Consider the following 19,111-nt stretch of genomic DNA (forward strand, 5'->3'; position numbering starts at 1 on the left):
ATTAGTATCAGTCAATTGTACTGTAACGCAAACTTCCATCACGTAGGTATAAGGCCATTAATCACAGGTTTCGCTAAAATCAGAATTTTAATGACTTTGTTCCTGAAAATTATTTTCTATAAATAAAAAATGATTAAGTTCTATTACTAAACTTTTCTTGGAATCTGGAATATTATATTCAGATACGAAAATAAAAAAAATTATGGATTAAAAAGGGATACTTACCATATTATAAAGGTATGTGGCCTGTATACTAACTTTGAAAAAAATAAAATTAACTAGCTTTATGAGGGCAAAATACTGTGTGGTTTGTAATCTAAAATTTTTCTTTTCCCTGAGTTAGCAAATGATGTAGTTATATTGCAAAAAAACTTAAAATATCATGCTTAAATTTTTTTCTTTCATAATGCTTCCTTCTGGTTCAAAATTCTATTTCACAATACCATTAAAAATCAAAATTCTTCAAAAATAACTTCATCATAGTGCCATATGACGAAGTTATAATACTATTATTTCTTTGATATGGATATGTTATTATTAGTTGAATTCAACGGATGAAAGGGTCTTTTAGAGCGTTTTTTAAGGAGGACTATGAGAGGAGAACATTTATTGTATTTTGAATTTATTCCATGTAACAATTTGGATAATTAATAATTGAATAAAAATGATAAAACAATAAAATTTCCTTGGAAAAAAAATATGGAGTAAATTTAAGTTTAAGTTAACCCCAGGCTTTTACTAAAACCCCTATAATCCCACCGATTACTCCTATGATTACATAAACAATTATGCCTATTACTAATGCTAATAAACCGATTGCAGCCCCTGAAGCTCCAGATAAAGTTAATCCTAGAATTATACCGATTATACCAACTACTATTCCCATAAATATGCCTACAAGTGCTCCATGGATAGCCCCATTTTTGTAATCTCCACCTACAGTGTAACCAACATAAATAGTTGCGATTAAGAAACCTATGGCACCACCAAATAAACCTACTATCATTCCTGCAAATAATGTTATTAACATTTCAATTGTAGCACTAAGTAATACTCCTAATACCAGACCAATTAGTACAGTTTTCCATTTCACTTCTACCATCTTTTCACCTTCTTTCAAACGATTATTTTCATACTCCAATTCAGACTTTTGTTTAGTCCATTTTTTTCATTAACCCGATGGTTAGCATGATTATGTTGTCGATGTATTTTTCCATGTTTTTGTAAAGATGTGTTTTGTATTTTAATGCTTTTAAATTAGTAATTTGTTCATCTGGCACACCATAGAAATTGGGGATTGCATAATAAAATTTGATAAATGCCTCGATTTCATCTTCTATTTGGAGTAAATCAGAAAATATTTTTGGTTCAATCTGGTTTGCAAATAGAAATAAATCGACTATTCTTACTATCTCTTTTTGAAGTACCTCAATATTTTTAGCAAGCTGATACCATTCTTCTTGGTTCATATTATTAATATTTGAACTTATAACCGGTCTTAAAACGTTTTCTCCAATGTTAGTGATTTCTTCACATAATTCGGGTGAAACATCAGTAAATGTATCTGTTAAATCAAATGTTTCCATAAAATTTGAAGAATAAACATCCATATCAAAACCAAAACTTACACGAAATGTTATAATGGTGCCAATTAGGTATCTTTTAATTCTGTTGTGGATACTAATCTGAACATCTTTCCATTTTTTATTTTCATGTTCATTTAAAATCCAGTTAACATAGCTTAGTGTTATTATAATACCTATAGAAGTGACTCCCAAATTCAAAAATAAGCTTTTCCATGTAACATAAAAACTTTGCTTTATAATAAAAAAACTTACAATAAGAGTAATAATCGCCAAGATTCCTAATGGTAAAACAAGTCTTTTTAAGAGAAATTCTGAATCCTTTATAAAAAAACCTCCAAGAAATTACTTTTATATAATTTTTTTTTTACATTATGTTTCTTTTTGATCATTTTTATTACTATAATAAATGATTTTTTTTACAGATAAAACTTTCAGGTTTTATTAATTATTAAATTATATCACTTATAACCATATTTTCTCATAGAGATAATAAGTATCTATCATGGTCATCATAATTGTTTATATACTCACCATAATTACATTGATTTTAATTTCAGGAGAAAAGAGAAAGATTCCAATGGTACAGAAACAGTATAGTATACAGGCAACATACATTCCTAATCTGCTAAGTATCCACTCAGTTGATTTTTTAATTATTTTATACTATTCTAAGATTCATCAAATCGTTCGCATTATTAAACGCTTTTAAGCTTTTGAAATGGAAAGAAGGTACGAGAGCAGTTATACCATGTATAGTAAACCAGTGCAAAAATACGGGATAGAATTTCTGAAAGTTTTATTACATTATGATTAGTTAATTTATCCTTTTTATAATTTGATTCATCGATCGCAATAAGTTTTTTCTGGTTAGATAATTCAATAGATAATTGGATATAAAACTATAAAAATAATGTTATGTGTAATGGATTTCTTGGAGGTTTAAGTGAATGTCAGATGAAAATGTCGTATACATTGGAAATAAACCAGTAATGAACTATGTATTAGCTGTAGTAACTCAGATGAATACTGGAGTCCCCGAAGTAATGTTGAAAGCAAGAGGAAGAGCAATCAGCAGGGCAGTAGATGTTGCAGAGATTGTAAGGAACAGATTTATGACCGATTTAGAAATAGGTTCCATAGCTATCAGCACAGAAGAAATGACAAGCAGAGAAGGATCAAACAGCAATGTTTCATCCATTGAAATACAACTCTGCAAGACAGAATAGATAAAAAATCCATTCAATCCACTTTTCATTTTATAATAGAGAAACTTCGTTGAATAAAATTATTAATATTACTAATTAAGTATAATATAATAAAAACTTCCTGAAAAATCAATCGCATTTATGAGGGCATTCAATATTTAAACTATAAATTGGGGCTAAATATTGTTTGAGTACTTATTTGCTTTGTTGAATTGTTTAATAAACCATAGTACTAAAATTCCCCCCCCCCAGAATTAATCCAAAAATACCTTCTCCATTGATAATAGGGATATTGCCGATTATTATACCAGATTTATTGGTATAAATATCCCCTAACATTAGGACATTTAATACATTCCATGTTGAATGGAGAAATAGAACTGGGATTAAACTACCACGGGACAAGTATTAGGAATAAGAAAATGCAAATGTTATGAAGAAAACACCAACAGCTTGTAATGTGGCTATTAATTAAGGGTTGCCAATTCCTGTAGTCTTTGCAAGTAAATAAAACGACAGGGAAGTGGTATAACGCCCAGACTGCACCTAAAATTATGGTTCCCCTAGTTTTTCCACTGGCCTTGGTTAACTTTGGTAGTAGATAACCTATCCATCCATATTCTTCACCAAATGCAGGAATCAAGTTTACCAAAATTAGAATAATAGATGAAATTATTATGTAGGTCAAAGTTAAATTTCCAGTATTTAGATGACCAAAACCAATTATTAAGACAATTATTCCACATGTAGCTATAAATATTATAGGATATCCTACACTGAATACCATGGACTTTATATTTGGTTTTTTAACTACACAACCCAACATTGATTTGATAGATTTTCGATGAACAAAACGATTGAATATCAAGGCAACAATAGCTGGAAAGAACATTATCAATACAAACAGGCTTAAACCCAAATTTGGCTTTGAAAATATCAGAAAAGTAAATATCCAAGAAGATAGGAGGACAACTACGGTATAAATGATTAAGATTCGATTATCTCTAACATATTCAATATCCGAAAGTTTCCTCTCCCTGTTTTTTTAAATAATCCAATTTGTTGTTATTAATATCCTCATTAGCTATCCATATTATCCTCAATCATTTGAATCTCTACTGTTGCTTATAGATTAATCACTACATATGTGGGCTTATTTAAATAAATAAATTCATTTACTTATATATACATACATTTATTTATATGTTTACATAGTTACTATATTATTTACTCATAGGTGCTGTTAATTTAAGATGTATGTTAGTATCTGAATATTCTAATTTAATTCTATTTTAAGACTGGAGTGCAGGGGACGGGATTCGAACCCGCGAAGGCCTACACCAATAGGCCCTGAACCTATCCCCTTAGTCCACTCGGGTACCCCTGCTAGATATTTAAAAATCAAAAAAAATAAGAGAATATAATATAAATTATTCAAGTTCTTTAACAGCTAGTTCAATATCAGACGCGTTTACAGTTACTCTTCCAGCGTGTTTTGCAAGTAGAAGTGCTTGTTTGGAGATATCTTCCCCACACTGTTCTAAAACTTTTCCTAAAGCTTCTTTTGAACCTTCACTGATTCTTTGTCCACCTGCATTTTTTATTATTCTTCCTATTGGAGCTATTGGTATTTCACTCATATTTATCACCTAATTATAATTATTAACTCTATTTTATTTAAATTCATCGAATTAAGTGGCAGATCATGTTCTTAATCTATTAGATGGAATATTTTTTGATAGTAAAGTTTAGTTTAACTCAAAAACATATCTAAAAATATGGAAGATTTTATGATTGAAAAAATTAACGAAAAAGATGAAATACATGTTTGTGAATTCTGTAATAATAATGTCGATATACAAAAAAATTTCAGGATACACAACGGAAAATACTGTCATATTCATTGCTTTGCTGATAATATTGGATATGAAAACTGGATGAATCCTAAAAAGAAATACAAACAAAAAAACAAGTTAAATAATAAAGATAAAAAATCAAAAACAGACATGGATGGAAACTATTTTTAAAGGATTTAACAGTTTATTGTGGAAGTCCGATGAAGTTTTGGAGCTTAGATCACATTTACTAAAATATCTACTAAATTAAAATAAAGGGATTGTACATCATGAAATTCAGAAAACCCGCCGAAAACAAAAATACTACAAATGAACTCTTTAAAGAAGTAAACAAATGTAAACCAGAAGAATTGCATAACCTACTACACAAAATTGAAATAGAAATTGAAAAATCCGAAGTTAAAGATGAAGATCTTTTAAGCGCAAAAAGAATAATTACAAGTAGAATAGCCTCCATGAGAAGTAAAAATCTATAAATAATATTTTTTATTTTATTTTACTAAAACTTATCATTTAATTAAGTTTAAAAAAATTTCAAGGTGTTATTACATATCCCATCTCAGATAAATTCAGATATTATTAATCCATTCTTGATAGTTTTATATTCTCGTTTGGGTTATTGAACTAGCAGAGCCTTTTAGAATATGTTTATGGTCTAGAATACAGCCTTCCAGTATTTTGGGATATTCCTCTGGTTTGGAAATAATTATTTTAAATTGTTTTCCATCTCTGCATTTTCTCTTTAATTCTTCCTGAATTTTTTCATTTATAGGGTGTATAAATTCAAATTTAATAACTGGAGATGTGAATGATGAAGTATTAGGGTCATAATAACAATTTAATTTTATTAAGATCTCAGTAAAAAGGGAATTCATACCTATCATTTTAATTTCTGCTTCACCTTTCTCCTCAAAACTAATTTGTTTTCTCATATTCTTATTTTCCTATTAACAAATTCCTCATGTTTAGTAAAAACAAAAAAAATATTTGATATTATTCTCCCTTTGATAGTATTTGGTCACATGCTATTTTTTCTTTTAATAATTTCTCTATTACTATCGTATTGTCTTGGTATTCAAGTGTACTATTGCATTTTGGACATACAAAGTTGTATTCAGATGCTTTTTCAAATATGTATCGATGACCATAAGTATTACAGGAAAAGAACATGTTTTCTTCCTCATATTTGATAGATTTTTTAATTTCTTCTGAGATATTTCCATATTTTTTTGTTATAACTTGGGATACATTTTCTTGCTCAAATTTCCATATGTAAATATCATAGTTGGTTTCAGGATCTTTGGCTTTCCTGTAAGAAATTATACTAGCATCATTCAATTTATATAGAACTTTCCTTACCGTATTCAACGGTAGTTCAGTTTCTTCTACAATATCTAAATCAACCGTTTTACCCGCCAATAAACATTCAATAATTGTAGTACTGTTTTTTTCATCGCTAGTTACATCTACTAATAATTCCTGAACTATTGGATCGTTTAACATTATTTTTTTCCACCTATTTTATTAAAATAAAAAAATAATCAGAATAAATTCTTATCCCTGATTGTGTATGTGAAGTAGAATGTTGAACCTTTTCCTAGCATTGTTTTACCACAACCTGCTGACCCACAAATCAAAGTAGGCCTACCCTTAGGTAACCCGCCTTCAGTAATCTCATCTAAACCTTGTATTCCACTTGAACATTTTTCTAATGTTATTTTATTTAAATTAGAGCTCATTTTGTCACCTGAATTAATAATAAATTTAAAATATTTGATAAGATCCTATTTTTCATTATAAGATATTCAGTTAATAAATATTGTTATACAAATAAAGAATTTTCAAAAATAAAAAGATGATTGAAGTAGTTTTACTATAATAAAATAATGGAATTATTAACTATTTCGGTAAAGTTATGTTAAAAATAGCTTTAAAGTATATTTATTAATATGAAGATTCCCAATATCCTCCCCATGATAATCTATCCCTAAATGTAACAAAAGTTGGGATAAGTAAATAAAAAATTTAATTAGTTAGATTATTTAGCTATATCCCTTTGAAACTCTTCATTTTCCATCAAGTTCTCGTAAGTTTCTTTAAAATGAATTAATTCACTAACTTGCTTCTCAAGCTTTACCAACTCTTCACTAGTTATATCCTTAACTTTAACTCCATCCAAAGAAATAAAAGGATATGCTTGTTCATAACGTTTTAAATAGCTTTTTTCATCAGGTATTAAATATGCCCTCGACACTGCATCTGGAACGTGACCTACCAGATAATCTGCTAAAGTATTATCCACGGTACTATTACAAATTGTTGATATGAAATATTTTCTAAGTCCATGACTCCTGTGCTTTCTGAAACTGCCTTCTTCATGAGAGAACTTGTTTGTTTCTCCTAATTTTGTGAAAATTTTGATGATACCTCTTGTAGTTAATAAATCACCAAATCTATTTACAAACACCAATCCATCCATTCTAGGGTGGATTTTAGAATTTCTACTTTCCAATCTAGTTTTTAAATATGCAAAAATTCTTTGATGTGCTTCAGGAGGTAAAAAACTAAAATGCGCGTGGTTAGATTTATCTCGTTTTAAAAACAATGTTAGGATAGTACTTTTTATTTCCCTTTCGCTATTAAATAGCTCATCTAAATTCAGGATAGGCCTTTCAATCTTTTTTTCGATACAATCTGCAAGCTTACGCATAGATAAATTTCTAATTTCATTTTGCGCAAGCCCAGTGAGAGCCATAGTATAGATAATAGCCTGATCTCTCAGACTGGCCACGTCTGTTAATTAAAATTTCTTCTCTAGTAAGAATAGCACCTTGATTCTTTTCTAAAACAGTATTCCCTTTTTTCTTCTGTATATATGGAATTGTAATATCCATAGTTTCATAGAATGATTTAATAGCTGCAATCCTATTATTAATAGTTCCTGGAGAGTTTTCAATCTCTTCCATATGATTTATAAAACTAATTATATGTTTGTTTATTTTACAGTATCTTAACAGCTCCCCACTGCGTTCATCAGCTTCAGCTTCTTTTAATAATTTTTCAAGTGTGTAATCTGCACCGTTTCTATTTAAATAATTTATATATTTATTTATTGAGTCTGTATATCCATCACGAGTTGTTTTTGCAAGATTCCGTTTTGTATACCATTCCATTAAAAGGGTGTCGCTTGTTCCATAGTTTTACATTGATCACACTGCTTATTATATACCCCACGGGTAACTAATTATAAGTATAATGTGATTATTGGGGGTTACCATCCATATTTAGATGTGCACCTGCTTTACAAACAGCTTTATTTAATCTCATTTCATAAATATGGTGAAACAGGGGTTAAAATCTAATTTTTTTTAATCAAATGATTTATCAATATATAAATATAAATATTAAATTGGTGATTGCAATGGTTTACTGCCATAAATGTGGAACAAAAAATGAGGATGATGCAGAATACTGCTCCAAATGTGGATCTTCACTTAAGGACAGTGATGATGATTACAGGGATAGGCGACATCGTCGTCGAAGAGATGATGGATACCCTCCAAGAGGCGAATGTTTTGGACTGCCACACGGAGGTTTAATAGTAGGATTAATAGTAGGAATTCTTTTAATACTGTTCGGAATTTCATCTATCTATGGATTTGGTTTCTGGCAGTATATATGGCCTATAATAATAGTTATTATCGGAGTTTTATTTGTTGCCGGGGCAATATACAATTACTCACGCAGAAGATAGAATCCACCAATATAATTCATTTGAAAATTGTTTATGACCATATAATAACAAGTAAATTAAAATGTGTTTAGTGATCTAACTATTTGATGATCTATCTGTAGCTACAGTAAGATCTCTTATCACATTTTTCGCATATATCGCCATGTTTTTTTTCAGAATTGGATATCCTGGCCATAATCCAAATAAAAACCAGTAAAAGGAAATATATTTGTACAAAGATGCTGCCAGTTATTTCAGTAATGCCAATGAGCATCAGAAATGCACCCACAACCAGTATCAAGTTAAAAATAAATTTTCCTGTATTAGAATTGATATTTAACAGAAAACTCTGAAGCAAACATGTTAAAACAAATAGAAATCCTATGACAAATATTAGATATGGATTGAATACTGGAATTCCATGGAAATAATATATAATTATAACTATAACTGCAATCAATGCACCTGTAAAAAGGCCACTGCAACCAGCACAGTATTTTTTACCCATTAAAGTGTAGGTATGGTTCTTAAAATTATCACATTCTGGATGATGGCCCCTGAACTCTTTCTCATCAGATTCCTTGTCAACTGAATTGTCAACTTGAATATGTTTCTTAATCTTTAGCAGACCCATGCAATTAGTAGGTGATATAGCTGCAACCATTCCCATGATACAGATAATAATAAAAATCAAGAGTATCAATGGTTTCTGGAAATTGTACTTAATTCCTGTTGGTGGCAGATAAATTACCAAAACAGCAAGAATGATGAGACCTGCAATTCCTATAAATGAAAAATAAAGGTTTTCAAGGTTGAATTTATTAGGGTTGTAAATCAACAAGATCCCTCATATACTCTAAAAGCCCCTGACTGGCCATGTAACGATATGTCTTCCTTTTAAACATATTTTTAGAAAATATTCCTGTTATTCTCCTTTTCATACTGCCATAGAAATCCCTGTAACATTTAAACAATTCCTCTTGAACTTCGGAGATTGTTAAGTGTTCTGTGGGCATTACAGCGTGTATCATATCGTAGTTGGCCCAGTTATCCTCCTGGAGCCATCCTTTTCCCCTGGCTGTTTTATAGAGATCTGTACCTGGAAACGGTGTTAACACCATGAATATGGCCAGATCAGGATCAACGTAGTTAACATATTCTCTAAAATCCTGCATTGAGGAGTGAGAATCTTTTCTATCTCCCATTATCATGGTTGCCTGGGAAAATATTCCATTTTCCTTTAATAAATCCATTGAAAGCTTTGAATTTGAAGGTTTGATACCCTTTTGATATTTGTTCAGGGTGTTATCATCATGGCGTTCAAGTCCAGCCATTATCCAGTAGTTACCAGCCTTTCGAAGTTTGGGTAGAATCTTTGCATTTTTAATAATATCATCGCTTCTGGCCTGGAAAAACCATGTTAAATCATCGGTGATATCTTTTTTTATTAATTCATCACATATTTCACTTGTTTTCTTTCCCAGTCCCAGGTTATCATCGGTGAGCCATAGAAAACTGATATCGTATTCATTGTAGATATGTGCCATCTCATCTGCAATTCTTTCAGGGGATTTGCTTCTCCATTTACCACCCCAGTATGGCCACTGGGAACAGAAGGTACATTTGTGTATACATCCCCGGGAAGCTTCCACCATGGCGTAACCAGCATTTGGACCGGCCATCATCTTGAAATGATATTTATCAATATGATCTTCAACAAAGTGGTAGCCTGGAAATGGAAGATCATCCAGATTATCAACAAGAGGACGATCAGGATTGTGTATTACTTTACCGTTGTGTCTGAATGATATTCCCCGAACCTTCAGAGGTACTTTCTCATATTTAAGGGTTTGAACTAGATCGAGTAGTGTGAGTTCACCTTCACCCCTTATTATAAAATCTATTTCAGAATAATCTTCCAGACTTTCCTGGGCAAGGGCAGTGAAGTGCTGTCCACCAACAACAGTTTTAATATTGGGATCAATTTTTTTAACTGTATCAAGGGTTCTTAATATGGTGTAGGTGTTACAGGTTGCAAGGGCACTGGAAACAACTATATCTGGTTCAAAATTTTCTATACGTTTCGCAAATTTATTCCAACCAACTGATTCAGCCTGGCAGTCAAGAACTTCAATATCAATTTCTGGCATTCTCGATTCAAGAAATGAAGCTAACTGGAGAATACCCAGTGGTGGGGGAGTATATTCTCCCATTACAAACCATAAATCCTTAGGGGGCTCAACAAATAAAATTTTCATGGTTACACATCCGTTAAAATTTATTTAACAATTAATTTTTCATTAATAAAATTCAGGAGTAGTAATGCATTTTCATTTGAACCCAGTTTATAGTACTTATCCTTGGAACGGTTGTAGGATTCAACTATTTCATGTTTTTTAAGCAGACCCAGATTGTATGAGATCAGATTTTGTTTTTCATTCAACAGGTACACCAATTCACATACGCAGTAATCTTTTTTTAGTAAATGCATTATTATTTGCAATCTGGTGGGATTGCTTATTATTTTGAGTAATAATGCTATTTCTTGGATATTAGAATTTTTTAGAAAATCTGATTCCCTTTTAAGTTCACTTTCCCAGATCAATTTCATTTCAGTATCTGTTGGACAGCAACGATTTTTTTCCATAAAAAAACTTTTGTATATTTTATTATAAGTATTTTGGATTTATCTTTTGGTTACAAACTGAATTTTTAATAGGTCAATAATATTATTGAATTCGAATTTTTTCGAATTCAGTCTTCTCTACTTAAGTTATTCAAAAGTATAGAGTTAAGCATGAAATGATTTTATAAACAATAATTATTCAATAAACATCTTAAAACATAAAATAGTAAATCTCGATGGAAGTATAAGACAAAAATAAATTTGTATTAATAAATTTCAACTTTTAAGTAGATGGAGATGAGTATTTTGACAAGGGAAAGAATATTATTCATGTGTATACACAATTCTTCAAGATCTCAGATGGCAGAAGGATTTTTTAGAAATTTCTATGGGGAAGACTATGAAGTTTTCAGTGCAGGCAGTGATCCGGGAGAAATTAATCAAACAGCGGTTCAGGTTATGGATGAAATAGGAATAGATATTTCTAAACATACCACAAACAGTTTAAAAGACTATGAAGGCCAGGAATTTGATTATGTTGTCACTGTATGTGGAAATCCCTACAATGCATGTCCATTTTTTGTTGGAGGAAAAAAATACTTCAAAAAACCATTTGAAGATCCATCGATATTTGAGGGAAGTGAAACAGAAAAAATTGAATATTTTAGAGGGATAAGAGACGAAATAGGGGATTGGATACAAGACCTGTTTAACTATCAGATTAATGGAAAAGTTAATGGCGAAGGAAATATCTGTTGTGATCTGGATGATGAAGATATTTGTTGTGATTCGGATGATGATAACTGCTGTGAACCACAGAATAAAAGAACAGAGGATATTGGATGCTCTACAACGGATAATGTTTCAAAATTAAGGTAGAGATACAAATAAAAAATTTGATTTAAAAAAAATTTCTAAGGGTGATTAGTTGTTAAAAGTAGTGATAGTTACAGACGGCAAATATGGCGACAGGGCATTTGAAACAATTAATGAATTGTTTGATACAGCATTTATTGAACTTGAAAAACCAGAGGCAATATTCATAGATGAAATTGTAATTCCTGAAAGGGATTTGAAAATTATTGAAAGTGCTGATATTTTAATAGCATACACCAACCATCCAGATTTAACTTTAGAACTGGTTGATATGTTTCACAACCAGGTTGAATGGATAATTGTTGCATCGTGGAAGGGTGATGGATTCAAAAATCAGTTAATGTCCCATGGAAATGTTACATGTCCATATATAATGTGCGAACTTGAAGAAAATGGTAACCCTAAATTTGATGAGTTTGTATCAAAAATAGGGAAACCCAAAATAGTATTAGAATATGATGATGATATGATCAGTGACATAACAGTTTTAAGGTCTTCTCCATGTGGATCAACAGCATTTGTTGCAGGATACCTCAAGGAAAAATATATTGGACAAACACCGGATATTGAAGATTTTCCAAAAGAAGCCGGGCTTAAATTACAACACTATCCATGCAGAGCAGCTAAGGTAAGGCTTTTCTCAGATGAAGAATGTAAAAAACAACTGGCCTCAGGATTACATAAAGATGCCTTTGAAGATGCAATGAAATAATGTAAAATAATAATTATAAAATAATTAATAGTTGGAATACAAGAACAAAAAGGAATATTTTAATGGGGGAGTATTTCCCATCTAATTTCTACTCCAACATTTTTGTAAATTTTTTTAATGTTAATTCAAGTTATTTCCACAACCGCAGCCACAATCTTCATTCTTTTTAGGTTCTGGTTTTTTTTCAGTATTACAGCCACAATCCTCTTTTTCTTCGGTTTTTACGACTGGTTTTTTGATTTCTTCTATTTTACACCCACATTTTTCGTTGCTCATAGTATACATTCTCCTTTTAAGATTTATCTTCGAATTTTTAATGGTTATAAATATCAAATTATTGGATTTATTGTCCATTGAAATAAAAAAAATTGATTTTATATTAATTTTAGAAACATCAGTTCAAAATAATTTTAAAATGGGTTGATTATAATGTTAAACCCATTTCAATTTCTTCGCTGATTTCTTTGTACCTGTTACGGATGGTTACTTCTGTAACCCCAGCAACTTCAGCAACATCTCTCTGTGTTTTTCTTTCACCTAAAAGTACTGATGCTATGTAAAGTGCTGCTGCTGCAACTCCTGTAGGTCCTTTTCCAGATGTGAGTCCCTTATCCATTGCCATACCAATAATTTCAATGGCTTTAGACTGTACTTCACCTGAAAGGTTTAAATCACTTGCAAATCTTGGAACATAGTCAACTGGTGATGTTGGCGGTAATTTGATGTTCAATTCTCTTGTAAGGAACCTGTAAGTCCTTCCAACTTCTTTTTTACCTACCCTTGAAACTTCTGCTATTTCATCCAGTGTCCTTGGAACTCCGCATTTTCTGCATGCTGCGTATAACGATGCTGCTACAACTCCTTCAATACTTCTTCCACGGATTAACTTGTTTTCAACAGCATTTCTGTAAACTACTGATGCTGCTTCCCTAACACTTCTTGGAAGTCCCAGTCTTGAAGAATCCCTGTCCAGTTCGGATAGTGCAAATGCAAGGTTTCTTTCGGTTGCACCGGATATTCTGATCTTTCTCTGCCATTTTCTGAGCCTGTACCACTGTGCACGATTTCTGGCAGGTATGTCACGACCGTATATATCTTTATTTCTCCAGTCGATCATGGTTGAAAGTCCTTTATCGTGTATTGTATAGGTCATAGGAGCACCAACTCTGGTTCTCTTATCACGCTGTTCACTATCAAAGGCTCTCCACTCAGGACCCATATCCATTATACTGTCGTCTATAACAAGACCACATGCTCCACAAGCAACTTCACCACGACCCTGGTCGTTTATAATATTTTCAGACCCACATTCGGGGCATTTGGTTTCATTTGCTTCGATTTCTGAAACTTCCTGTTTCATCTGCTCTTTTCCAGAAACTTCTTGTTTCATCTCTTCTTTTACTGAAACTTCCTGTTTCATCTGTTCTTTTCCTGAAACTTCAGGTTCATGAGTTTTATCCATACCTTTCATCCCCTCATCTTAAACTGTGAATAAGATTTAAATTTAAAATATTCATATGTATTATCTTTATATTACTTTTTAGAATAATATTATTATATTGGTATCTCTAGGATACCTTCCTGATATTTGTGGTGTATCTGATTTTTACGTACCATAAAACCGCATTTACTGCATCTAAAGGAGTCTTTATGTTTAGTTGGTTTCATAACACCTCTATCTTCTATATGAATTAATTCGCTCATAATTTATCACTTTTTAAAAAAATCGACTAATAAAAATTTAGTTAAATATTCAAATATTAGTTGTTAAATCTGACATTTACCTAAAATAAAATCTGTTAATATGATCATTGTATTATATGTTCGTCCCAGTTATCATATTTTTCTAAATATTCTGCTATTGCAATCCGAATATGATGGCTGACTGGACTTCCGCCTTTACGTTTAGAAAAACTTTTTAGCTGATCTAATTGTGTTTCATCTAATCTTAAACCTACAGCTATCTTTTTAGACATAATAATCTACCTCAACTATAAAAATAGAAGTGTCAAAGAATTTGCAGTGAAAACCTTATATTTGCACTACCCCTAGAATAGTAGGTCTTAAAAGACTGTATTAAACTATTGGGAAAAGTTTAAATAATATATTTAACATCTTCAAACTATATATATGTATGACATAGTATATAAAGTGATCGTTTTTGTTATACAAAAGTTATACAAAACCGATTTGTATATATACCATAATATTTTCAACTATAAAAAGCTTTCTATAATTTAAAGAAATAAATTATAATTAACAACTTTATATACTATGAGTCACATATTATAATTACATATAAATACAGAGTTGGAAAAATTACTGGCTTTTACAATAAAACTAAATTGAAAATGAATGATTTGATGCAGGATTACTACTATTTTAGGATTACTCTTAAAAATACAGATTCTTTTTTTGAATTTTTAATTTCAAAAATGTTATTCCATCTAAAATTTTTCAGGTTAGGAAATTACAAAGCTGATCTTAATAAGAATAATATAAAAATGATTCAACTCTATAATAAATTTTACTTTGGTAAAAAAATTAGTTATTGAGAGGTGAAAAAATGATGGTAAAATTTGATTTACAACACTTCTGCTGTGGCCCGAAAGGTTGCGAAATAGAAATTGAATACGGAATTATGTCAGATGTTGAAGAATAATAGCATTAGGTATATAAATAAAAAGAATTAAATAAATTAATTGAATAAAATATTGAATCGGCCTTCGGGCTAAAAATTGGAAGTGAATTAATATGAGTATGTTTGGAAATTACGGAAATGATAACAGGAATGATAAAGGAAACAACGCACCTATTCAGGAAGGCGGAGAATACGAAGTTAAAATCGAAGATACTGGCAGAGACGGAGACGGAATTGCTCGTATAGAAGGTTTTGTTGTATTTGTTGCTGGTGCTAAAGTCGGTGACGAAGTAACTGTAAGAGTTAACTCTGTTAGAAGAAACTTTGGTTTTGCTGACATAGTAGAATAAAATTAAATTATTTAATAAAAATAATTTGAATAAAATATTTGAATTTTGGGCCCAAGGCCATATATTGGAAGTGTATAAATATGTTTGGAAATTACGGAAATGATAGAGGAAATGACGCACCTATTAAGGAAGGCGGAGAATACGATGTTAAAATTGAAGATACTGGCAGAGACGGAGACGGAATTGCACGTATCGAAGGTTTTGTTGTTTTTGTTGCAGGCGCTAAAGTCGGTGACGAAGTTACAATCAGAGTTAACTCTGTAAGAAGGAATTTTGGTTTTGCTGACATAGTAGAATAAACCCCAAAAATCTTTTTTTAAATTTATCAATTTTTGCATTGAAAATTAATTTAATTTAATTTTCACAAAACTTTTTTTTATTTTATTCTAAATTCATAATTATATTATCTCTGATCTACCTACATCTCTCTATTATCACTCTGCAAATGATCCAACTGGAAAAGATTCATTTCTCAATAGGAAAAGATCTATAATTCTTATCAGATTGATACAAAAAATTATTTTTTTTACTAATTAGAATAAATTTTACTGAGTGACTAAATTATTTTTATTTTTGATTAAACACTACACAGACATTTCCAATACAGAATATTGAGAATAATATCAAAGTTCATAATAATGCCCCAATTATTAATAAAAGAGTAAATATCCATATTTTAAGGATTAAAAGGATATTATAATCATAATAACTGTATCAATCCCGATTAATTGGATTATTTACTATTGGGGTGTTTTCTACCATTTTTATAGTTTTAATGGTGTGAATGGGCTTAGTCAATACGATTGAAACTGATGTTTTTTGTGTAAAGGGGTTTAAATAAGTTTAATTTATTGAAAATACTCAGTTATCGGGCTCTTCTTGAATAGGCTAATATCATACCATTAAAAAGAGCTTTAAATTAAAAACAACACGCATATTGGGTGTTTTTATCGATTTTAAACCATAACCTTTATAAGTGATCATGAAGGTACAAATTAGTGTCCAAGTTCCAGAAGTATATTTGGAATTTGGGAAACGGAGGCGAGATTAACATGCGAAAAAACCTTTTAGCAGTATTTTGTGTACTCACAATATTTGCTAGTACAGCACCAATATTTGCTGCAGATACAACAACAACTACACCTGTAGTTTTAACAACAGATCAGCTTGCAAAATTAACTGCTGCACAAACAAAATTAACTGCTCTAATAACTAAGATTGAAGGACTGAAAACAACATACACTGGTAAAAAGAACACCAAAGGACTATTAACATCATTGAACCAATTTGAAAAACAGGCAAAAAGACTAAACACAGCAATAACCAACTACAAAGCTAATCCAACAGCAAATGCTAACCAGAAAATAAAGGCATTCCAGTACAAAACCAAAACACTCGAATGGAAAGTAACAGTAACAGAGAAAATACTTAAAAAAGTAACAACACCGAAAAAACACCACCCAATCAAAAAACCAGTTAAACCAATTAAACCACTAAAACCAGTACACACAACAACAACTGTCAGTGCATAAATAAAAAAATATTGTTAAAATAAAATAGGGGAAATTAAATAACCCCATCACTTACTTTTTTTAGGATAATACAGATATTACAATACAAGATATTCAATTCAACATATACTATCAATCTAACATATTTTTTCAATCATTCACATTCATTCATCATTATCATATAATTCATGAAAAATTATTTTACCGATACAATTCAGTAAAATATTTAGTTATTCAAATGGAGATGTATTTAGTATGAGCAGAAACAATCAACCAAGACATCCTGGAGAAAGAATTTTATTCAAAACAAGACCAAGATTTATTTCAGCATTAGAATCTGCTTTATTTAGATTCATTGTACTGCTACTTTTACTTTTCTTCTTCACAACATTAATTGGATATGCTGCAGTTGTACAGGGAAAGATCACATATTTAACCACTATTCCATTTGTTGAATGGTTTACATATGGTCTGATTTTGATCATAGCACTAATATTTTTATCCATACTATGGAGTTTCCTAGCATGGAGATTCACATGCTACATACTCACCGATAAAAGGGTAATGATAAAAAGTGGTGTAATAAGTAAACAAAGTGTTTACATGCATTACAATAAAATACAAGATATAATTGTTTCACAAGGCATTGTCCAGAGGGCTTCAAACTCTGGTGACATACAAATTTACAGTGGCCATGACAGAACATCTCTATTACTTGAAAACACTCCAAAACCAAAGGAAATTGAAAATATGATCAACCAGAAAATTGAAGGCGATGGTGAGGAATACAACAGAGATTTCAAAGAGGGACAGAAATTCGATCGAAGATACGGAGTATAAAAATATAATTTACGGAGAAACTGAATGTTCTGTCCAGAATGTGGAACACAAAACCCATCAAATGCTAAATTTTGCAATGAATGTGGTATAAACCTAATAGAAACTCTAAAGGAACTATCAGAAATTCCTGAAGATAACAAAGATAACAATATAGAAAATCCAGAAATAGAAGATTCAACACAGAATTCAGATAATACAGAAAACATCAATGAAATTGAAACAGATAATCCAGAGGATCGCTGCATCATATGTAAAACCGGTGTAATGATACCAACCACCCACAAAGGATCGTTGGGTATTGGAACCAAAAGCATATTGGAATGTAACAACTGTGGTGCAGTATTTGAAAAAAAAGGTACAAAATATAAATTAACAAATATTTCAGATACCAGCCAACCAGTATGGATCAAATACAACCATCAAACCCTCACAGACCGAGAATGGATATGAATAGGAGATGATGGTGTATCAGACCAGGAACAACAAAAAATAAATGCAAAAAATAGGGCAATAGAATTACAGAAAATTAAGGCACAGGAACAGACAGATCTTAACCAGTTTTTAACGGGTCTACAAAATGGATCAATAAATATCATCAAAGACCCTTCACCAGTAATTTTAAAGAAAAATGAGCATTTATCTATGGTCATGAACAACATCTCACTACAGGAGCCACGGTCCGTGAGACAAACCAGGGCAGCCTACGGAGGACCAACCATAAGAGTTGCCAAAGGAGTTTCCTTTAGAATGGGTGGAGCATCTGCAAGAAGCGAATCACACGAGGAAATAAAGGTCATTGATCAAGGGTCCCTGATTCTAACCAATAAAAGAATGGTGTTTATTGGATCCAAAAGAACAACCAACATAGACCTTAAAAAAATCATGGCCATCACAGCCTACAGCGATGGAATTGAATCGCAAAGGGAAAATAAACAAAAGGCAGAATATTTTACAGGCACCAATAAAAACAATCTGACCTTCACAGTAAATGGCAGACAGAGAAATATGCCCATAAATGGAGTTATTCTAAAGGCATTAATAGAAGGTACCATTAGACAGCTTTAAAAATCAAATTTAAACTTACTTCAAATATCTTTTTTAATTTAAACTAATATTTTTTTTACATTTGATAATCGCTTCAAAAATAGGAAATCAATTTCTACAAAAATTTTATT

General features: G+C 31.0%; 28 protein-coding genes and 1 tRNA gene. 12 read left to right on the forward strand and 17 right to left on the reverse strand.

The features are described from left to right. Positions 1–721: 721 nt before the first annotated feature. Both DL91_RS03560 and DL91_RS03565 read right to left on the reverse strand, forming a co-directional pair. The gene (locus DL91_RS03560; protein ID WP_048190276.1) at positions 722–1,102 is read right to left on the reverse strand and encodes a DUF5518 domain-containing protein; all 381 of its coding nucleotides are present in this window, start codon (positions 1,100–1,102) and stop codon (positions 722–724) included. 52 nt (positions 1,103–1,154) lie between these two features. Further along, positions 1,155–1,784: a hypothetical protein gene (locus DL91_RS03565; protein ID WP_048190277.1), complete on the reverse strand. Its 630-nt coding sequence runs from the start codon at positions 1,782–1,784 to the stop codon at positions 1,155–1,157. 749 nt (positions 1,785–2,533) lie between these two features. Between DL91_RS03565 and albA the strand changes: the two genes are divergently transcribed. Further along, on the forward strand, positions 2,534–2,812 hold the full coding sequence (albA, locus tag DL91_RS03570; RefSeq protein WP_048190278.1) for a DNA-binding protein Alba: 279 nt from the start codon (positions 2,534–2,536) through the stop codon (positions 2,810–2,812). A 370-nt stretch (positions 2,813–3,182) separates the two neighbouring features. On the opposite strand, the gene DL91_RS13790 is transcribed toward albA, so the two are convergent. The 3 genes from DL91_RS13790 to DL91_RS03585 all read right to left on the reverse strand — a co-directional run bounded on the left by DL91_RS13790 (position 3,183) and on the right by DL91_RS03585 (position 4,431). Continuing rightward, positions 3,183–3,683, reverse strand: a complete 501-nt coding sequence (locus DL91_RS13790; RefSeq protein ID WP_052374094.1) for a CPBP family intramembrane glutamic endopeptidase — start codon at positions 3,681–3,683, stop codon at positions 3,183–3,185. Positions 3,684–4,095: 412 nt separating this feature from the next. Continuing rightward, positions 4,096–4,178: transfer RNA gene (locus DL91_RS03580), tRNA-Leu, on the reverse strand. A 43-nt stretch (positions 4,179–4,221) separates the two neighbouring features. After that, complete coding sequence (locus DL91_RS03585; protein ID WP_048190279.1) at positions 4,222–4,431, reverse strand: histone family protein; 210 nt, start codon at positions 4,429–4,431, stop codon at positions 4,222–4,224. Positions 4,432–4,581: 150 nt separating this feature from the next. Between DL91_RS03585 and DL91_RS03590 the strand changes: the two genes are divergently transcribed. Together DL91_RS03590 and DL91_RS03595 are read left to right on the forward strand one after the other, a co-directional pair. Further along, on the forward strand, positions 4,582–4,818 hold the full coding sequence (locus DL91_RS03590; RefSeq protein WP_048190280.1) for a hypothetical protein: 237 nt from the start codon (positions 4,582–4,584) through the stop codon (positions 4,816–4,818). A 98-nt stretch (positions 4,819–4,916) separates the two neighbouring features. After that, complete coding sequence (locus tag DL91_RS03595; RefSeq protein WP_048190281.1) at positions 4,917–5,123, forward strand: hypothetical protein; 207 nt, start codon at positions 4,917–4,919, stop codon at positions 5,121–5,123. A gap of 123 nt (positions 5,124–5,246) precedes the next feature. On the opposite strand, the gene DL91_RS03600 is transcribed toward DL91_RS03595, so the two are convergent. The 5 genes from DL91_RS03600 to DL91_RS03620 all read right to left on the reverse strand — a co-directional run bounded on the left by DL91_RS03600 (position 5,247) and on the right by DL91_RS03620 (position 7,820). Then, complete coding sequence (locus tag DL91_RS03600) at positions 5,247–5,579, reverse strand: hypothetical protein (RefSeq protein ID WP_048190282.1); 333 nt, start codon at positions 5,577–5,579, stop codon at positions 5,247–5,249. A gap of 61 nt (positions 5,580–5,640) precedes the next feature. Beyond that, a complete protein-coding gene (locus tag DL91_RS03605) occupies positions 5,641–6,150 on the reverse strand; it encodes a transcription factor (RefSeq protein WP_048190283.1) in 510 nt (169 codons plus the stop codon). Positions 6,151–6,188: 38 nt separating this feature from the next. Further along, on the reverse strand, positions 6,189–6,386 hold the full coding sequence (locus DL91_RS03610) for an ATPase domain-containing protein (protein WP_048190284.1): 198 nt from the start codon (positions 6,384–6,386) through the stop codon (positions 6,189–6,191). Positions 6,387–6,685: 299 nt separating this feature from the next. Further along, the gene (locus tag DL91_RS03615) at positions 6,686–7,402 is read right to left on the reverse strand and encodes a tyrosine-type recombinase/integrase (protein ID WP_081882588.1); all 717 of its coding nucleotides are present in this window, start codon (positions 7,400–7,402) and stop codon (positions 6,686–6,688) included. Next, the gene (locus DL91_RS03620) at positions 7,374–7,820 is read right to left on the reverse strand and encodes a phage integrase N-terminal SAM-like domain-containing protein (protein ID WP_048190286.1); all 447 of its coding nucleotides are present in this window, start codon (positions 7,818–7,820) and stop codon (positions 7,374–7,376) included. Before DL91_RS03620 ends, DL91_RS03615 begins: the two co-directional genes overlap by 29 nt. Before the next feature lie 248 nt (positions 7,821–8,068). Here DL91_RS03620 and DL91_RS03625 point away from each other — a divergent pair, with 248 nt between their 5' ends. Beyond that, positions 8,069–8,401: a zinc ribbon domain-containing protein gene (locus DL91_RS03625; protein ID WP_048190287.1), complete on the forward strand. Its 333-nt coding sequence runs from the start codon at positions 8,069–8,071 to the stop codon at positions 8,399–8,401. Positions 8,402–8,492: 91 nt separating this feature from the next. Here the strand turns inward: DL91_RS03625 and DL91_RS03630 are convergent, their stop codons facing one another. From DL91_RS03630 to DL91_RS03640, 3 genes are read right to left on the reverse strand one after another with little or no spacing between them, the layout of a single operon-like run. After that, on the reverse strand, positions 8,493–9,221 hold the full coding sequence (locus tag DL91_RS03630) for a restriction endonuclease (protein WP_156095936.1): 729 nt from the start codon (positions 9,219–9,221) through the stop codon (positions 8,493–8,495). Further along, positions 9,202–10,638 carry a B12-binding domain-containing radical SAM protein gene (locus DL91_RS03635; RefSeq protein ID WP_048190289.1) on the reverse strand — a complete coding sequence of 479 codons (1,437 nt, stop codon included), beginning with the start codon at positions 10,636–10,638 and terminating at the stop codon, positions 9,202–9,204. Before DL91_RS03635 ends, DL91_RS03630 begins: the two co-directional genes overlap by 20 nt. A gap of 20 nt (positions 10,639–10,658) precedes the next feature. Continuing rightward, entirely contained in the window at positions 10,659–11,027 is a 369-nt protein-coding gene (locus tag DL91_RS03640) for a helix-turn-helix transcriptional regulator (RefSeq protein WP_052374098.1), read from the reverse strand. 285 nt (positions 11,028–11,312) lie between these two features. Between DL91_RS03640 and DL91_RS03645 the strand changes: the two genes are divergently transcribed. Together DL91_RS03645 and DL91_RS03650 are read left to right on the forward strand one after the other, a co-directional pair. Further along, positions 11,313–11,885 (forward strand): arsenate reductase ArsC, encoded by a 573-nt coding sequence (locus DL91_RS03645; protein WP_231551376.1) that lies wholly within the window; start codon positions 11,313–11,315, stop codon positions 11,883–11,885. 49 nt (positions 11,886–11,934) lie between these two features. Next, positions 11,935–12,594 carry a DUF166 domain-containing protein gene (locus DL91_RS03650; RefSeq protein WP_048190290.1) on the forward strand — a complete coding sequence of 220 codons (660 nt, stop codon included), beginning with the start codon at positions 11,935–11,937 and terminating at the stop codon, positions 12,592–12,594. A 120-nt stretch (positions 12,595–12,714) separates the two neighbouring features. Here the strand turns inward: DL91_RS03650 and DL91_RS13390 are convergent, their stop codons facing one another. The 4 genes from DL91_RS13390 to DL91_RS03660 form a co-directional block, all read right to left on the reverse strand. Further along, entirely contained in the window at positions 12,715–12,870 is a 156-nt protein-coding gene (locus DL91_RS13390) for a hypothetical protein (RefSeq protein WP_156095938.1), read from the reverse strand. A 148-nt stretch (positions 12,871–13,018) separates the two neighbouring features. Further along, on the reverse strand, positions 13,019–13,954 hold the full coding sequence (locus DL91_RS03655; RefSeq protein WP_048192411.1) for a transcription initiation factor IIB: 936 nt from the start codon (positions 13,952–13,954) through the stop codon (positions 13,019–13,021). Between the two features lie 194 nt (positions 13,955–14,148). Beyond that, on the reverse strand, positions 14,149–14,298 hold the full coding sequence (locus DL91_RS13795) for a hypothetical protein (protein WP_197050591.1): 150 nt from the start codon (positions 14,296–14,298) through the stop codon (positions 14,149–14,151). A 104-nt stretch (positions 14,299–14,402) separates the two neighbouring features. Beyond that, the gene (locus DL91_RS03660) at positions 14,403–14,570 is read right to left on the reverse strand and encodes a ribbon-helix-helix protein, CopG family (protein ID WP_048190291.1); all 168 of its coding nucleotides are present in this window, start codon (positions 14,568–14,570) and stop codon (positions 14,403–14,405) included. Positions 14,571–15,354: 784 nt separating this feature from the next. Here DL91_RS03660 and DL91_RS03670 point away from each other — a divergent pair. From DL91_RS03670 to DL91_RS03695, 6 genes are all read left to right on the forward strand, one after another. Next, complete coding sequence (locus DL91_RS03670; protein ID WP_048192414.1) at positions 15,355–15,585, forward strand: TRAM domain-containing protein; 231 nt, start codon at positions 15,355–15,357, stop codon at positions 15,583–15,585. A gap of 80 nt (positions 15,586–15,665) precedes the next feature. Then, complete coding sequence (locus DL91_RS03675) at positions 15,666–15,884, forward strand: TRAM domain-containing protein (RefSeq protein WP_048190293.1); 219 nt, start codon at positions 15,666–15,668, stop codon at positions 15,882–15,884. Positions 15,885–16,583: 699 nt separating this feature from the next. After that, positions 16,584–17,117, forward strand: coding sequence for a hypothetical protein (locus DL91_RS03680; RefSeq protein WP_231551377.1), 534 nt, complete (start codon positions 16,584–16,586; stop codon positions 17,115–17,117). A 234-nt stretch (positions 17,118–17,351) separates the two neighbouring features. Beyond that, the gene (locus DL91_RS03685; protein WP_048190295.1) at positions 17,352–17,936 is read left to right on the forward strand and encodes a PH domain-containing protein; all 585 of its coding nucleotides are present in this window, start codon (positions 17,352–17,354) and stop codon (positions 17,934–17,936) included. 24 nt (positions 17,937–17,960) lie between these two features. Then, on the forward strand, positions 17,961–18,386 hold the full coding sequence (locus tag DL91_RS03690; RefSeq protein WP_048190296.1) for a zinc ribbon domain-containing protein: 426 nt from the start codon (positions 17,961–17,963) through the stop codon (positions 18,384–18,386). A 231-nt stretch (positions 18,387–18,617) separates the two neighbouring features. Then, positions 18,618–19,001 (forward strand): hypothetical protein, encoded by a 384-nt coding sequence (locus DL91_RS03695; RefSeq protein WP_048190297.1) that lies wholly within the window; start codon positions 18,618–18,620, stop codon positions 18,999–19,001. Positions 19,002–19,111: the final 110 nt, after the last annotated feature.

The sequence above is a fragment of the Methanobacterium sp. SMA-27 genome (assembly GCF_000744455.1).
Classification (GTDB): Archaea; Methanobacteriota; Methanobacteria; order Methanobacteriales; family Methanobacteriaceae; genus Methanobacterium_B.

Bases quoted from the DNA above. Each gene is read 5' to 3' on its own strand.
- DL91_RS03675 (WP_048190293.1), top strand. From the start codon at position 15,666: ATGTTTGGAAATTACGGAAATGATAGAGGAAATGACGCACCTATTAAG.
- DL91_RS03610 (WP_048190284.1), bottom strand. From the start codon at position 6,386: ATGAGCTCTAATTTAAATAAAATAACATTAGAAAAATGTTCAAGTGGA.
- DL91_RS13795 (WP_197050591.1), bottom strand. From the start codon at position 14,298: ATGAGCGAATTAATTCATATAGAAGATAGAGGTGTTATGAAACCAACT.
- DL91_RS03590 (WP_048190280.1), top strand. From the start codon at position 4,582: ATGATTGAAAAAATTAACGAAAAAGATGAAATACATGTTTGTGAATTC.
- DL91_RS03635 (WP_048190289.1), bottom strand. From the start codon at position 10,638: ATGAAAATTTTATTTGTTGAGCCCCCTAAGGATTTATGGTTTGTAATG.
- DL91_RS03585 (WP_048190279.1), bottom strand. From the start codon at position 4,431: ATGAGTGAAATACCAATAGCTCCAATAGGAAGAATAATAAAAAATGCA.
- DL91_RS03640 (WP_052374098.1), bottom strand. From the start codon at position 11,027: ATGGAAAAAAATCGTTGCTGTCCAACAGATACTGAAATGAAATTGATC.
- DL91_RS03595 (WP_048190281.1), top strand. From the start codon at position 4,917: ATGAAATTCAGAAAACCCGCCGAAAACAAAAATACTACAAATGAACTC.
- DL91_RS03660 (WP_048190291.1), bottom strand. From the start codon at position 14,570: ATGTCTAAAAAGATAGCTGTAGGTTTAAGATTAGATGAAACACAATTA.
- DL91_RS03620 (WP_048190286.1), bottom strand. From the start codon at position 7,820: ATGGAATGGTATACAAAACGGAATCTTGCAAAAACAACTCGTGATGGA.
- DL91_RS03605 (WP_048190283.1), bottom strand. From the start codon at position 6,150: ATGTTAAACGATCCAATAGTTCAGGAATTATTAGTAGATGTAACTAGC.
- albA (WP_048190278.1), top strand. From the start codon at position 2,534: ATGTCAGATGAAAATGTCGTATACATTGGAAATAAACCAGTAATGAAC.
- DL91_RS13790 (WP_052374094.1), bottom strand. From the start codon at position 3,683: ATGTTCTTTCCAGCTATTGTTGCCTTGATATTCAATCGTTTTGTTCAT.
- DL91_RS03615 (WP_081882588.1), bottom strand. From the start codon at position 7,402: ATGGCTCTCACTGGGCTTGCGCAAAATGAAATTAGAAATTTATCTATG.
- DL91_RS03600 (WP_048190282.1), bottom strand. From the start codon at position 5,579: ATGAGAAAACAAATTAGTTTTGAGGAGAAAGGTGAAGCAGAAATTAAA.
- DL91_RS03560 (WP_048190276.1), bottom strand. From the start codon at position 1,102: ATGGTAGAAGTGAAATGGAAAACTGTACTAATTGGTCTGGTATTAGGA.
- DL91_RS03655 (WP_048192411.1), bottom strand. From the start codon at position 13,954: ATGAAACAGGAAGTTTCAGAAATCGAAGCAAATGAAACCAAATGCCCC.
- DL91_RS03670 (WP_048192414.1), top strand. From the start codon at position 15,355: ATGTTTGGAAATTACGGAAATGATAACAGGAATGATAAAGGAAACAAC.
- DL91_RS13390 (WP_156095938.1), bottom strand. From the start codon at position 12,870: ATGAGCAACGAAAAATGTGGGTGTAAAATAGAAGAAATCAAAAAACCA.
- DL91_RS03625 (WP_048190287.1), top strand. From the start codon at position 8,069: ATGGTTTACTGCCATAAATGTGGAACAAAAAATGAGGATGATGCAGAA.
- DL91_RS03690 (WP_048190296.1), top strand. From the start codon at position 17,961: ATGTTCTGTCCAGAATGTGGAACACAAAACCCATCAAATGCTAAATTT.
- DL91_RS03685 (WP_048190295.1), top strand. From the start codon at position 17,352: ATGAGCAGAAACAATCAACCAAGACATCCTGGAGAAAGAATTTTATTC.